Origin of the sequence: Campylobacter sp. (assembly GCF_017646085.1) — a bacterium.
Taxonomy (GTDB): Bacteria; Campylobacterota; Campylobacteria; order Campylobacterales; family Campylobacteraceae; genus Campylobacter.
In genome coordinates this window covers 1-14,526 of record NZ_JAGCNF010000115.1, presented here as the reverse complement: position 1 = coordinate 14,526, position 14,526 = coordinate 1, and the positions used below count along the sequence as shown (strand labels likewise).

10 protein-coding genes and 2 pseudogenes are annotated in these 14,526 nt (G+C 32.6%); 3 read left to right on the top strand and 9 right to left on the bottom strand.

Annotated features, from left to right (window positions below; translation table 11 throughout):
- From J6V67_RS06240 to J6V67_RS06230, 3 genes and pseudogenes are all read left to right on the top strand, one after another.
- Positions 1-236 (top strand): annotated as a pseudogene (locus tag J6V67_RS06240) (disulfide bond formation protein B); the annotation flags it as partial.
- Positions 229-2,307 carry a dynamin family protein gene (locus J6V67_RS06235; protein ID WP_291860303.1) on the top strand — a complete coding sequence of 693 codons (2,079 nt, stop codon included), beginning with the start codon at positions 229-231 and terminating at the stop codon, positions 2,305-2,307. The pseudogene J6V67_RS06240 and the gene J6V67_RS06235, both read left to right, overlap by 8 nt.
- Positions 2,301-4,103, top strand: a complete 1,803-nt coding sequence (locus J6V67_RS06230) for a dynamin family protein (protein WP_291860300.1) — start codon at positions 2,301-2,303, stop codon at positions 4,101-4,103. Before J6V67_RS06235 ends, J6V67_RS06230 begins: the two co-directional genes overlap by 7 nt.
- Positions 4,104-4,114: 11 nt before the next feature.
- On the opposite strand, the gene J6V67_RS06225 is transcribed toward J6V67_RS06230, so the two are convergent.
- From J6V67_RS06225 to J6V67_RS06185, 9 genes and pseudogenes are all read right to left on the bottom strand, one after another.
- On the bottom strand, positions 4,115-4,630 hold the full coding sequence (locus tag J6V67_RS06225; protein ID WP_291860298.1) for a hypothetical protein: 516 nt from the start codon (positions 4,628-4,630) through the stop codon (positions 4,115-4,117).
- 63 nt (positions 4,631-4,693) lie between these two features.
- Positions 4,694-6,538, bottom strand: coding sequence for a bifunctional tRNA (5-methylaminomethyl-2-thiouridine)(34)-methyltransferase MnmD/FAD-dependent 5-carboxymethylaminomethyl-2-thiouridine(34) oxidoreductase MnmC (mnmC, locus tag J6V67_RS06220; protein ID WP_291860295.1), 1,845 nt, complete (start codon positions 6,536-6,538; stop codon positions 4,694-4,696).
- On the bottom strand, positions 6,535-8,064 hold the full coding sequence (locus J6V67_RS06215) for an N-acetylmuramoyl-L-alanine amidase (RefSeq protein ID WP_291860290.1): 1,530 nt from the start codon (positions 8,062-8,064) through the stop codon (positions 6,535-6,537). Before J6V67_RS06215 ends, mnmC begins: the two co-directional genes overlap by 4 nt.
- Positions 8,048-9,160, bottom strand: coding sequence for a nitronate monooxygenase (locus tag J6V67_RS06210; RefSeq protein WP_291860287.1), 1,113 nt, complete (start codon positions 9,158-9,160; stop codon positions 8,048-8,050). The genes J6V67_RS06215 and J6V67_RS06210 overlap by 17 nt, the downstream gene beginning before the upstream one ends.
- Complete coding sequence (gene tyrS, locus J6V67_RS06205) at positions 9,160-10,362, bottom strand: tyrosine--tRNA ligase (protein WP_291860284.1); 1,203 nt, start codon at positions 10,360-10,362, stop codon at positions 9,160-9,162. Before tyrS ends, J6V67_RS06210 begins: the two co-directional genes overlap by 1 nt.
- A 9-nt stretch (positions 10,363-10,371) precedes the next feature.
- The gene (locus J6V67_RS06200; RefSeq protein WP_291860281.1) at positions 10,372-12,561 is read right to left on the bottom strand and encodes a RelA/SpoT family protein; all 2,190 of its coding nucleotides are present in this window, start codon (positions 12,559-12,561) and stop codon (positions 10,372-10,374) included.
- Positions 12,545-12,761, bottom strand: a pseudogene (locus tag J6V67_RS06195) (DNA-directed RNA polymerase subunit omega). The gene J6V67_RS06200 and the pseudogene J6V67_RS06195 overlap by 17 nt, the downstream one beginning before the upstream one ends.
- 12 nt (positions 12,762-12,773) lie before the next feature.
- Positions 12,774-13,493: a UMP kinase gene (pyrH, locus tag J6V67_RS06190; RefSeq protein WP_291860278.1), complete on the bottom strand. Its 720-nt coding sequence runs from the start codon at positions 13,491-13,493 to the stop codon at positions 12,774-12,776.
- Positions 13,494-13,583: 90 nt separating this feature from the next.
- A partial coding sequence (locus tag J6V67_RS06185; RefSeq protein ID WP_291860275.1) for a murein hydrolase activator EnvC occupies positions 13,584-14,526 on the bottom strand: 943 nt, incomplete at its 5' end.

Below are 14,526 nucleotides of genomic sequence, written 5' to 3'. Positions count from 1 at the left end.
CATCACTATTTCGTGCCACTGGAGATTGTGGAATGGATATGCCAATGCCACCACTTAACGCTAAATTTGACCCGCTTCAAGCATATCTAATCGAACTATATCAAAATGGCTGGTATCTACTTCCAAACTTAAAGCTAATTAATATGGCGCAAATTTCTGCTATTATATTTGGTTTGGCTTTGATTTTAGGTCTAATTTTATTAATATTAAGAATTAAAAAGGTAAAAAATGGTTGAAATATTAGAACAAATTTGGGGAATTAAAGCCCTATATGTTGATGAAAATCATATAAGTGAATTTAGTAGCGATGAAGCAGCAATAATCCTATCTATCACGCCACGAAATTATGATAGATTAATCAAACTTCAAAGCTTAAAAGATATATTTTCAAGAGCAAATTTAAGCCTAAATGAGTATAGCGTTCAGCTAAGTCAAATCGGTATAATCAATGCTATAAAATCTATAAAAATAGATAATCAAAAAGTAATAAATGGATTAAATGAACTAGCAAAAAATGAGATTATAGATTTTAATGGTTATAATCTTATAAATGATTTTATAAATAGTCTTGAGCTAAACTCTACTATACAAAATAGCATCAATACTCAGCCATTTCATAAAAATCTACATACGCTAAATGAAATTCATCAAATCTTAAGTGAATTTAAGCTTAATGAAGTTAGTCAAAGATTAAGCAATGCATATGAAAGTGCTAATAATTCTAAATTTAAAATAGCAGTTACTGGAGTTATAAATGCTGGTAAAAGCAGCACCTTAAATGCTTTAATGAATAAAAAAATCCTAGGTGCATCAAATATCCCAGAAACTGCAAATTTAAGTATCTTAACATATAGTAAAGATGAGTATGCCAAAGTTTGCTTTTGGTCGCCAAATGATCTAGAATCAATGGGTCTAGAGCCAAAAAAATTAGAAGATAAAATCGTTCCAATAGATGAGTTAAAATCTTATACTACAGCTGCTAATGAGATTAGCAAGATGGTAAAAGAGGTTATTTTGGGTATTGAACTTGATATATTAAAAGATGGAATTGATATAGTTGATACTCCAGGGGTTGATGATGCAGTAGTGCTTCGTGAGATTTTAACAGCTAACTATATGAGTCAAAGCGACTTTACACTTCACCTAATGAACGCTAGTCAAAGTGCTACTAAAAAAGATATGACATTTATTGTAAACACGCTAAAAAATGGTAAAAGTGGCGGGCTAATTATTGGGGTTACCCATGTTGATATACTTAGTCAATATGATATAAAAGAGGTGCTAAACTATACTAAAAATAGTATTAAAACCGAACTTGCTGAGTGCGGCTTTGATGAGAGTTTGGCCGATGATACGAAGTTTTTTACCATCTCAGCAATTAAAAATATAGGTATTGATGAGTTAAAAAGCTACCTTTATGAGAGTTTTTTTGGTGCGAATTCAAAAAAAGCGACCCTAATTATAGATAATTATAAAAAAGAGCTAATTCATATCACAAAACTAATAGATGATGACTTAAAAGCGCAAAAAACGGCCCTAACCTCAGACGCATCCACAGCCAAAGAGATTGCTAATTCTTTACAAAATGAGATAGATGAGATAAACTCTCTTACAAATAGCATAAATAGCGAACTTGAAAATTTGCTAAATAGATTAAATTATGACAATGAAAATAGCAACGCTACACTAAAAGCTATAAGTGCAAAAATTAAAGATAGAGTAATAAGCGATGTCAAATACGCCTCAAATAAAAAAATAAAGCTAGATACCGCACGCCTTGGCGTTATAATTGAGAGTGGATTTAATGACTCTTTTATAGATTTTTTCAGAGATTTCAAACAGCAAATTAGTAAAGATATAGACTCAGCTAGTAAAATTTTAGAGTTAAAGCTTGGAACAAAAAATGCAAATTTAAATCTGCCTGATATTAGATCTTATATAGATGAACATCTACCAAAAATAAACTATGAAATCTTAAATCAAGATGTAAATAAAGCGATAAAAAGTGATAAAAATATTGAAAATATAGGGGCAAATTTGACTATAATTTTTGATAACTTTATAGCAAATTTAAATTTACCAAACAAACTTAGCACACTTGCGACTGCTTGCACAAAAGAGTATATATCAAGCATAAAATCTGAATTGGATTCAATCAAAGAACATCTAAAAGCAAAAGAAGAACAGGTTAATTTACTAGCAAAATCAACATTTGATAATATAAAAGATAAAGAACAATTAATAGCTAATATAGATAGCAAAATCGCACAATGTCAAGAGATTAAAAATAGGATAGAATTATGCTAAAAGAGTTTATAAAAGAGTACCAAAGAGTATATCAAATAAGTTTTGATGATGGATTTATCGGGGAATTAGAGAGATTTTTTACTCTTATTAGTGAGCCTAAATTTCACCCTAGTAAAGAGTTAATTGATAGATTAAACTATCTTAGCACCCTAGGTCACGAACCTCCACTTGTAGCTATTGTTGGACAATTTAGTAGTGGCAAATCTAGTTTTTTAAATGCTCTTTTAGGATCAGATATCTTGCCTACTGGAGTTGTACCAGTTACAGCAAAGCCTACATTTATCAAATACGCACCAAACTATATGTTAAAAATTCTACACAACGATGGTAGAGATGAGTATAAAAATATTGATGAGCTTAGCGCCTTTGTCGATCAACGCCACGCTCTAAAAGATGTCAAAAATCTAACAATCTACGCTCCAAACGAGATACTAAAAAAGATAAGCTTTATAGATACTCCAGGGCTAAACTCTAGAAGCGATGCTGATACATATGAGACAAAGATGATTTTAAAAGAGGCCGTAGCCCTTATTTGGATTAGTCTTATTGATAATGCTGCTAGAAAAAGCGAACTTGATGAGCTTAGTGCTATTCCAGATAATTTAAGACAAAATGCAATTGCACTACTAAATCAAAAAGATAAACTAAGTGATGAGGATATTACTAGAGTACTTACTCACGCAAATACAACATACTCAACTCACTTTAGCTCCGTAGCTGCAATATCAGCTAAACTACAAAGAGAAAATAATCCAAATAGTGGCTTTGAAGCGGTATTTGAGTTTTTAGATAGAATTGCAAATACCAAAGAGGATTTTATCAAATCCACATGCAAAAATATACTCATATCATCACAAAATCAAAATTTATATTTTATAAAGATTTTAGATGAAATTTCAGATATTTTTACTAAATTTCAAGACCAAACCAATATAAAATTTGAAGAGTTAAAAGGTAAATATAACTCTAAATTTGAGATATTTTTTGAAGCAATCAAACAAAATGCAGCATTAATAGCTGGCGAGATTAATGGTGCTTTAAAAAATGAAAAATCAGCATATTATAAAGAAAAAAGCGGCCTGCTAAGCAAAAATAGCTTTGAGAGAGTAGAGTATGAAAGAGTAAGCCTTGATAGAGATGAGATTTTAGGCAAACTTATATATAATGATGAGAAATTTGCTAAGATATTTAAGAAATTTAGACGAGATTTAAGTGAATTTGAAGATGAAATTCTAGCTGATTTACAAGCCATATTTGATGAATTAAAAGAGCTTACGCTTCGCTATAAAGCCAAATATGAAAGCATTAGAAAATCTGATATATTGCATTCTGATCTTCTTTTTGCTGATATTCGTAAATTCTCAAGCGAAGTATACTCTTTATTTATAAGTCATATTGAGACCTTATTTTTGGCTAAATTCGCAAATTTAGGGTTATTTTTTGAAAGGGTTTTTATTAAAGTGAGTGCAAACTATCAAAATGCAATTAGATTAAGTGTAAATTTTATCGCTCAAAAGTGTGAAAAAAGTAGCCAAGACTACGAGTCTGATCCGCTTGCATTTAGTCTGTATTATCCTAGACTTAGCGAGATAAATGAGAGAATATTAAATGAGCTAAGCTACTATGAGTTTGAGAGTGAATTTACTGGAAATTCTACATTTATTACCAAATTTATAAACTCACTTAATATAGAATTAGCCGCTTTAATGGATAAAAACCAAAACTACATAAACTCACTAAAATCAAAATATAAAAGCGATCTTAATGAGTTAAGTAACGGCTTGCCGTGGTCATAAAATTTGGCAGATTAATCTGCCAAATCCTCAAAATCTTCATAATTATCTATAAATTCATTTGCTAAAAACTTAGCATATATATCGCTTTCTATTCTATTTTTTAGCTCAACAAATTTAGAATTATCGCCATCTTTTACAGATTCTAAAAGCGCCAAAGTAATATCATCATCTATATGAGTTTCTAAAAATTTAATAGCTCCAGAGACCATAGCTTCTTTATTTTCAATACATAAAACTGCACGCAAAATTTCACCACTTAGACTATTTGCTGCTCCAGAATATGGCACTAAAACCTTATACATATATTCAGTACCATCCTTTGCTCCAAAACAATTAGGTTCTAGCCTTACGCCATTTTCATCGTGCCAAATTCTATATGTTTCATCGCTGACGATACTATCAAATTTTTTACCATCTTTGCTAGAACACTCCCAGCATCTATCAAAATACTCATCATTCCAACCATTTAAAGCAAAAAATCTACCGCCATGTTCGACAACTGCTATTTGTGTATCTTGCCAATGCATTTTACCATCCTTTTATAGTTTTGCTAATTCTAACTAAATTTATTATTAAATTAGCTTACTATTTTAGCTACTTGATTTTACTAAGCCTTTTTTCAGCTTTCTAATTATAAATCTAGATGGATTTAGTGCGTTAATTATACTTTTTTTAACACAAATTTGACGCCCTAAAACCATATCAAGCAAGATATTTGCACCTAAAACCGAGGTACTAAGCCCACGAGACCCATGAGCAGCAGATATTAATAAATTTAGATAGTGAGCTGGAGATTGATTAGATGGCTTATTTTTTGTCCATAAAAGCGAATTATATATTTTTATATATTCACTAGCATTATGAATTCCACCAATTATAGGAAATCTATCACCGCTATAGCCTCTAAATCCAACATTTGATCCAATTATATTTAGCTTTTTACCATTTAAAAATTCATCTATTAAAGCTATATTTTCATCATCGTCGCTACTACGAGGCCAAATGTATTCATCACCTCTAGCATAGCTAGCGCCTATTAATTGTACTTTATTAATAGCCTTTGTAATATATCCTCTAGCGCTTAGCGGCCTATTAAGACTCGCAAACTCATTAACTAAAGTAGTCTGTCCACGCACAGAACTAAGCTGCATATATGCGTCACTAAACTCACTTACAAAAAGCTCTTTTGCTCTATGACCATTAGCAAATATCACTAGATCGGCTTTAATTGAATTTGAGTTATTAAAACTTACCTCATAGCAGCTTTGTAGTTGTTTGAGCGATTTATACTCATATCCATAACAAATATCAATATTTTTTGCCAAGGCAAGGCAAAGATTTTGAGGTTGAATCTGCATAGCTAAATCAATATTTGCTTTAGGATAAATATCATTACTAATGCTAAAAAACTTACTATTATGACTAAATTTGTCTAGCAATTTATTGTTTACTAGATATTCATCGCACCCACAAAAATCTACAAAATCACCACCAAATTGCTTATAAAACTGCCTAGATAGCAAAAAGCTGCTCATATGCATATCGCCTAAAATCACACCTGGCTGAGTAATAAGCGGAGCGCAAATTCCGGCCAAATTTGAACTTGCACCTTGTGCAGCTTTATCATTAGCCTCAGCTACAACAACATCAAATCCTGCCTCTTTAAATAGCGTAGCAATAGCTAATCCAGAAATTCCAGCACCAACCACTAAGATAGTTTTTGGTTTTGTAATTACTGGAGAATCAAACCAAATTTGCTTTTTTATCATATGCTTTGGCTTGATGCAAATAGCTTTTAACATCTCTCGCTTTTTATGATAACCTTTGAGCTTGCTAACCTCAAATCCATTTTGACTAAGCCTATCACGCACGACTCTAGCACAGCTAAAACTTCTAACTATCGTATCTTTATAAGAATAACAAGCTAAATTTGATAAAAATTCTTCGCTCCACATTTGCGGATTTTTACTTGGGGCAAAACCATCTAAATACCAAATATCAGCTCTAAACTCGCACTCTTCTAAAAACTCTAAAATATCACCAAAATATAGATCAAGAATAATTGTACGATTTAGTAAATATATACGCAAAAGCGAATTTGATATAATATGATAATTATCTAAAAACTCATTACAAATAGTGTTATCAAGTCCAAACTCTTTATAGATATTGGCTAAATCATCTTTACTAAATGGATACTTTTCAACTGCAATATAGTGAAGACTCTTTTTATTTGAGCTTTTAAATTTTTCAATAGTACAAAAGAAATTTAACCCCGTACCAAACCCAGCCTCAGCTACTACAATATTGCTCTTATTAATTTCATCCAAAGCACTACTATAAGCATATTCGCACTCAGCCAAAGGCTCATAAGTGTTAAAATATATATCATCAAATTTAGAGTTATAAAGTGCATTATTTTGATATTTTATCATCTATTTTTAACAAAATAATCATCAATTCCATTAGCTATACCAAGGGCGATCTTATCTCTATATACCTTATTAGATAGTAGCTTATGGTCTTTATCATTGGATATATATCCAGCCTCTATTAATACAGCAGGCATCTGCGCACCTACTAAAACCCAAAATGGCGCTTCCCTTACTCCACCATCTATTACTTTAAATTTAGATTTTACTGCTCCTAGCAAGTTAGATTGTACATCTATTGCGAGCTTATTTGAAGCAATAATCTTTTCACGATTTAAGAAATTTAAATAACTAATTTTAGTAAAATAATTCATCTCATCAGTGTCGGCTTTGTTTTCTAGGCTTGCAACTTGCATACTTCTCTCGCTTCTAGTTGGGCTTAAAAAATATGTCTCTATTCCTTGCATCTCTTTGGCTTTTTTAGCATTTGGAGCAGCATTTGCATGAATTGAGATAAAAATATCAGCTTTTTTCTCATTTGCTATGCTTGTTCGATCTCTTAAATCTATAAATTTATCATTACTTCTGGTAAAATATACCTTGTATCCCCTACTTTTTAGAATTTTGCCAGTCTCTAAAGCAATGCTAAGAACGATATTTTTCTCATATAATTTATTTTTTCCAACAGCGCCTGCATCCTTGCCGCCATGCCCTGCATCCAATACGATTACCCTATTTTTATTTGCACCTCTTGCTTGTGCCTTTTGTGTTGTAGTTTTACTAATATTTTTTTGCGTATCATTTTTGACATCAGGCTTAGTTGAAGCTGTTTTTAGACTTTGCTTTTGTTCATTAGTCTTTGTTTTTTGAGTTGCTTGTTGGTCTGTTTTAGCGCTCTTAGTTTTAGTAGTTGCTTTTTGAGTGCTATTTTTTATGCTAAAAATTATATTTTTATCATCAATAGTGTAATCAATCTCTTGTTTTGTATCATTTGTAAATACAATTCTAACGCTATTTTTATCAAATTGTGCTACTCTTATTTGATCTGAAATTTGACTTTTTTTATTTTTATATGATGTAGTCAAAACACCATCAAAATCAAAAATTTGACGATAGCTTTTATTTGTGTTGAGCTGAGATTTTTTGATTTTTATATTGCTGCTATTTTCATTTAGTCTAATGATAAATTCATCTTTAGAACTACTAGTAGATAGGATTTTATACTCTATTTTTTGAGCTATCTTACTGGTCGTATTTTTAGCTAACTGAGCTGGCTTTTTAGTTTCTACTACTTTTGGTTTTAATTTGCTAAATTTTGAACTAAGCAAATCCAACTCATTAGCATAAACACTATAATCAATCCCAAGGCTCTTGCCACCACTTACTAATCTCTCAAGGCATTCTAGCTTTAATTTATCATTATTATTTAAAATAGAACTAAGATAGAGACCCTTTAATTCATGGTAAATTTGGATTCTATCTTGCTTATTTGCCTTGGCAAAATTATTATCAAATTCATCAAAAACACCACCACCAAAGGCAAAAACAGCAAGAAAAAATGGAAGTAAAAGCTTAGCTATTTTCCCCATAAACCAACTTTTTCATAAGCTCTTTTACGCTAATTATCTCATTTAATTTATATCCATTTGCTCCACTAAAAAATAGTCCAGTCTCCTTATTGCCACTTACTGCATCATAGAGCCTATCAGCTATGCAATATCCTACTTGTTTAGCCTCTTTACCACGCTGGCAAGGAGATACACAGTTGCTAATACATTGGATTTTTGGGCCAGCATTTTTCTCTACTAAATCTAATAAATTTGTCTGAATTCCACGTGCTGGATAGCCTACAGGGCTTTTAATTAGCTTAATATCTTCTTTTTTAGCATTTAATAAAACTTCTTTAAATCCATCGGCTGCATCGCACTCATGAGTTCCTATAAATCTAGTCCCCATCTGTACACCACTGGCTCCAAGGTTAATTACCTTAACAATATCATCATGATCCCAAATACCGCCAGCTGCTACTACTGGGATTGGGTTTCCACCTACCTCAGCCCATCTAGAAGCCTCATCTACTACTGGTTTAATAAGATTTTCTAGCTGATAGTTTGGATCTAGACACTGCTCATAGGTAAATCCTTGATGTCCGCCACTTAATGGCCCTTCTAGCACTACTGCATCTGGAAGACGATTATAGCGGTCATACCAGCGTTTGCATATAATCTTTAATGCCTTAGCTGAGCTAACAATTGGTACAAGTGCTACATCAGTAAAACCCTTAGTAAGCTCTGGTAAATTTGTTGGAAGCCCAGCCCCTGAAATTATAATATTTATGCCGTGTTCACAAGCATCTTTTACAATTCTAGCATAATCATTGCTAGCGCACATTATATTTGCTGCTAGTGGTTTATCACCGCAAATTTTGCGTGCATTGTCAATTATGGCTTTAAAGCCATTTCTAGAGTAAAAATTTACACTATCATATGGTTTTGAATTTAACTCTTTTGTAATATGAGCTCTATGTTCATAGTATCCAGTTCCAACTGAGCTAATTACACCTAGTCCGCCATTTAAGCTCACATTACCAGCTAGCCTATTCCAGCTTATGCCAAGTCCCATACCGCCTTGGATAATAGGATATTTAATCTCATATTTGCCAATTTTTAAACTTGTTAATTCCATTATTTTACCTCTAATCTAGCATAAGCTTTTTTACCAACTTGTAATACATATTCACCCTTACCAAGTCTTAGCTGATCATTGCTGATTTTAACTTGATCTACACTTACAGCATTTGCCTTAATGTGGCGGCGAGCATCTGAATTTGACCCAGCAAGCTTGCATAGGCTAAGCGCTTCTACAATCCAGATATCATCAGCCTCTATCTCAAATTTAGCCATATCACTTGGAAGTTGCCCTTTAGCATGAACTCTATTAAATTCATCTTTAGCAGCTTGAGCTTCTTCAATGCTATTAAATCTAGCAGCTAGCTCTAAGGCTAAATTTTCTTTAACAATCTTTGGATGTAGTGTGCCATTTTCTACATCACTTTTTAGCTTTTCTATCTCATCATTACTTAAACTACTAAGCAGTTCATACCAAACCCACATAAGCTCATCGCTAATACTTAAAGTTTTTCCAAAAATATCATTGGCTGATTCAGTTACACCAATATAGTTGCCTAGGCTTTTACTCATCTTATTAACACCATCAAGCCCAACAAGAAGTGGCATCATAATGATAGCTTGCTCTTTGCCAATGTTATAAGTACGACCAAGTGTTCTACCCATTAAAAGATTAAATTTCTGATCTGTTCCACCCATTTCAATATCGCACTTCATCGCCACACTATCATAACCTTGTAAAAGAGGATATAAAAACTCACTAATAGCAATTGGCGTCTCAGCCTTATATCTTTTAGTAAAGTCATCACGCTCAAGCATTCTAGCTACATTAAAAGTACTAGCAAGTGCAATAAGTCCATCAGCGCCTAAAGTATTAAGCCAAGCAGAGTTAAACATTACTTCTGTCTTACTCTCATCTAATATTTTAAAAACTTGCTCTTTATATGTTTTAGCATTTTGAGCAATTACTTCATCGCTTAAGATTTTTCTAGTTACACTCTTACCGGTTGGATCGCCAATTTTTGCAGTAAAATCTCCAATTAAAAACTGCACTATACCGCCATGTTCTTGTAGTAGTCTCATCTTGTTTAGCACTACAGTATGACCTAGGTGAAGATCTGGAGCCGTAGGGTCAAAGCCCGCTTTAATATAGAACCTCTCACCCTTTTCATAATAGTTTTTGATCAAATTTTCAATGCGTTCATAGTCGATTATCTCAGCCGTTCCACGCTTGATCTCACTCATAATTTTAGCTATCATACATCTTCCTTAATTTTTATATGCGTCACTTAGCGAACTAAATTCAGCTATTTTATAGCGATCCTTTAGTTTATCCCTAATTGAAGAACTATCTAAATTTTCGCTTAATTCTATCACTACATCAAAATAATCAGCAGCAATCAAATCGTCACTCTCACTAAGCGTAATAGTAACTAAATCAACATTTAACTTAGCAAGATAGGTTAAAAACTCAGCCAAACTTCCACGCTTATTTTCAATACTTACAATTACTTTATATCTATGCGGGGCATTTCTTGTCCATTTGACAAAGATCATTTCCTCTTTATCGCTCATGAGTTTTGCAGCTCTCTCGCAAAGCTTGTGATGAACTGTAACATTGCTACCATTTCTAAAGCCAATAATATCATCGCCACGTTTTGGATTGCAACAATAATCAAAATCCACACTCTTAATGCTAAAATTTGAATAAACTACAATATTATCAAATTTTTGCTTTTTAATCTCATGCTTATCACTAAATTTAAGTGAAAATAGCTTATCTTTTTTAGAATGAGTATTTAAAATTTGAACCACTTCTTGTAAATATACTGAATCTGTTGAGATTTTTGAAATTTTTTTACTCAAGCCCTCTTGTTCTAACCATTCTAAAATCTTAGCTTCAGTGACATTAAATATAGCAACTAAAATATCAATTGAAACTTGATAATTTATATCTCTTAGCTTTTGACGGCAAAAGCTTCTGATAGTAGCCCTTGCCTTACCAGTTTTTACACTATCAAGCCAGCTACAGCGATATTTAGCCTCATCACCTGTAATAATGCGAACAATATCACCATTTTTTAGCTCAGTCAAAAGTGGAACCTTTACTCTATTTATATAGGCCTCTTTAGCATGTAGTCCAACTTCTGAATGAATTTCATAAGCATAATCTAACGCCGTAGCGCCTCTAGGTAAAGTAAATATCCCACCTTTTGGCGAATAAACTGCGATATCTTCGACATATAAGCTATCTTTAGCATATTCATAAAGATCCTCGATGCTTTTATCATCACTTTCTTGAGCTTTTATATCGCTTAACCAATCAAGCTTAGGAGAGACTAAACCTCCGCTTTTATACTTCCAATGAGCCGCCACACCATATTCAGCAGTTTTGTGCATATCATAAGAGCGAATTTGTGCCTCAATAATAGTCTTATTATCAAAAATTGTTGTATGAATGGTTTGGTATCCATTTTGTTTTGGTAGAGCAATATAGTCTTTAAATCTTGATATTAAAGGGTTAAAATTCATATGAATAACCCCAAGTGCTAAGTAGCAATCTTTTGGATTATGTACTAAAATTCGAATTGCTAAAAGGTCTAAAACCTCTTCTAGGCTAATGCCTTTTCTTTGCATTTTTAAATATATTGAATAGTAGTGTTTAATACGTTTTTGTATTACAAAGCTATCCTCAGAAAATCCATGCGCTAAAAGCTTTTCACTCACCTTTTGACTAAATGAGTTTATTTTAAGCTGAAGCTGCTGTTTGTGCTCGTTAATATATGACTCGATTCCAGCATACTCTTTAGGCATAACATATTTAAAGCTTAAATCCTCTAATATATTTTTGATAGATGAGATACCAAGTCTATGAGCAATTGGCGCATAAACTACCAATGTTTCTTCTGATATTCTTTTTTGTTTTTCTGGTCTTAATACGCCTAAAGTAAGCATATTATGAAGTCTATCACATAATTTAATAATAAGAACTCTAACATCTTCTATTGATACTAAAAGCATCTTTCTAAATGTTAAAGCTGAGGCTGCTAATTTTTCATTAGAACTTGAGCTAATTAACTCATTTTCTCTAATTGCTACAATTTTTGTAAGCCCACGAACAAGCACTGCGACCTCTTCGCCAAATTCAAATTGCAACTCCTCTTCACTGCATTCAGTATCCTCTACTACATCATGTAGCAATGCAGCAATAAGCATACTCTCATCACCGCCCATATGCGCTACAAATGAACAGACTAAAATCGGGTGTATCGAGTATGGCTCACCACTTTTTCTAAACTGTCCATCATGTAGCCTAATGCAGTAATCCACTGCTTTAAGCAACATTCCAGTAGGCTTAGCTACTGAGTATAAAACATCCTTTGCCGATTCTATGCTTTTAGCACAGACAACATCATCAATGAGCTGCTCTAAAAGCTGCTCGCTATCTATTTGATTCAACGATTCCCTCTAAAGCGATTTTGCCTTGCGCTATCTAAAAGCGCAATATCTGTAAATTTCATCTTTTGAGCATTAACATCTACTAAAATTGGAGCACCATTTGCTATAGCTTCAGCTCTTTTTGCTACTAAAAGTGCCAATTGATATCTATCATCACCTACGGCCTCTAAAGCTTTAGCTGCAATCTCTTCTATTCTCATCATTATCCTTTCTTATAAGCTTTTAACAACTGAGCAGTTACTATAATCACCATTTGCAATTTTTAGCAAATTTCCTTCTTCAAACATATTGCAAACTACAATTGGCAAAGAATTATCCTTAGCTAGAGCTATAGCAGTGTCATCCATAACCTTAATATTATCTTCCATTGCTCTTTCATAGCTTAGCTCATTTAAAAGCTGAGCATCACTAAATTTCATTGGATCTTTATCATATACGCCATTTACTTTTGTGGCCTTGATAATCATATCTGCATCTATCTCAATAGCTCTAAGAGTTGCGGCAGTATCAGTGGTAAAAAATGGATTTCCAGTACCAGCTGCAAAGATTACAACTCTTTTTTTCTGTAGATGTCTTTGCGCTCTACCTGTAATAAATGTCTCACAAATTGCTTCCATTTTAATAGCACTTTGTACTCTAACATCTACTCCAGAATGCTCTATAGCCTCACGCATTGCAATTGCATTTATAACAGTTGCTAGCATACCCATATGATCGCCACTTGTTCTTTTAATTATGCCGCCCTCAGCCGCACTTACACCACGGATAATATTACCGCCCCCAATTACTATACCAACTTCAATGCCACTATTTACTAGTGATTTTATCTCACCAGCAATATACTTTAAGATCTTAGAATCGATCCCAAATCCATTACCGCCAGCAAGCGCCTCTCCTGAAAATTTAACTAAAATTCGCCTATTCTTATTCATTACTATCTCCATAAAATTTGGCAATTATATCTAAAACAAATTAAAAAATGCATTAATCAACCATGATAATTGAGACTAAATTTAGATTAATCATTTCATTGATATCAATTCAAGTGGGTTTATATGATAATTTTTCTGTGTTACTTCAAAAGTCAAGTCCTGTCTAACTCTTCCAATAACATAGCCTTTTTTAACTTTTTGTCCAACCTTAATAGTAGGAGCAATCTTATCTAAATGGGCATAAATTGTATGAATTCCATTGCTATTTTCAACAATCACAACCTTATCTAATACAGGAGTCTCTTTAGCAAATACAATAGTTCCAGCTAAGACATTTTTAACTCTTGCATCAGTAGTAGCTGAGCGCAACACAACAGATTCATTGAAAATTTTAATATTATAAACCGGATCAACATAATCACCAAATTTTTGTTTAACACTAAATTTATCTAGTGGAGCAATAGTTTTAGCTCCATTATATCGCTTTACATTCCCAGCTTGATAGCTTGTACCTATCACTCTTACATCATCGTTTTTAGCTGTGGCTTTGGTTTGGGTTTGCTGCTTTGGTTGTTCTTTTGGTTTTATAGCTAGAATTTGTAAGCTCTCAAGCGTTTTTCGCATCTCATCTTGTTGCTTTTTGATATTGGCTAATTTTTTAGAATATATACTCTTATCTTGGTTTAAAATCTCCAAATTTTTCTTTTGCTTAGCTTGAAGCGATTTTAAAGCTTTTTGCTTTTGGCGAAATTCTTTTAAATCAAATTTAATCGATTCAATCTTTTTTGATTGTGATTTTATCAAATTTGTAGTCTCTTCATAATCTTGAGCTAATTTTTTAAATTCGCTATTCATTACACTATTTAAATTTTTTAAAATCTCAGTTGCTATTATGCTATCTTGACTCTCACTATAATCATTTGGCGCTACTAAATCGTAGGCAAAATCTTCGCTTATAATTTTGACTAGCCTAAGCTCCATATCTTTTTGACTACGAATTAGCTCACCATTTTGGCTAGTAAGCTTATCTAAT

Excerpts from the sequence above, each read along its gene's own strand:
- J6V67_RS06235 (WP_291860303.1), top strand. The coding sequence starts at position 229 with ATGGTTGAAATATTAGAACAAATTTGGGGAATTAAAGCCCTATATGTT.
- J6V67_RS06230 (WP_291860300.1), top strand. The coding sequence starts at position 2,301 with ATGCTAAAAGAGTTTATAAAAGAGTACCAAAGAGTATATCAAATAAGT.
- J6V67_RS06225 (WP_291860298.1), bottom strand. The coding sequence starts at position 4,630 with ATGCATTGGCAAGATACACAAATAGCAGTTGTCGAACATGGCGGTAGA.
- mnmC (WP_291860295.1), bottom strand. The coding sequence starts at position 6,538 with ATGATAAAATATCAAAATAATGCACTTTATAACTCTAAATTTGATGAT.
- J6V67_RS06215 (WP_291860290.1), bottom strand. The coding sequence starts at position 8,064 with ATGGGGAAAATAGCTAAGCTTTTACTTCCATTTTTTCTTGCTGTTTTT.
- J6V67_RS06210 (WP_291860287.1), bottom strand. The coding sequence starts at position 9,160 with ATGGAATTAACAAGTTTAAAAATTGGCAAATATGAGATTAAATATCCT.
- tyrS (WP_291860284.1), bottom strand. The coding sequence starts at position 10,362 with ATGATAGCTAAAATTATGAGTGAGATCAAGCGTGGAACGGCTGAGATA.
- pyrH (WP_291860278.1), bottom strand. The coding sequence starts at position 13,493 with ATGAATAAGAATAGGCGAATTTTAGTTAAATTTTCAGGAGAGGCGCTT.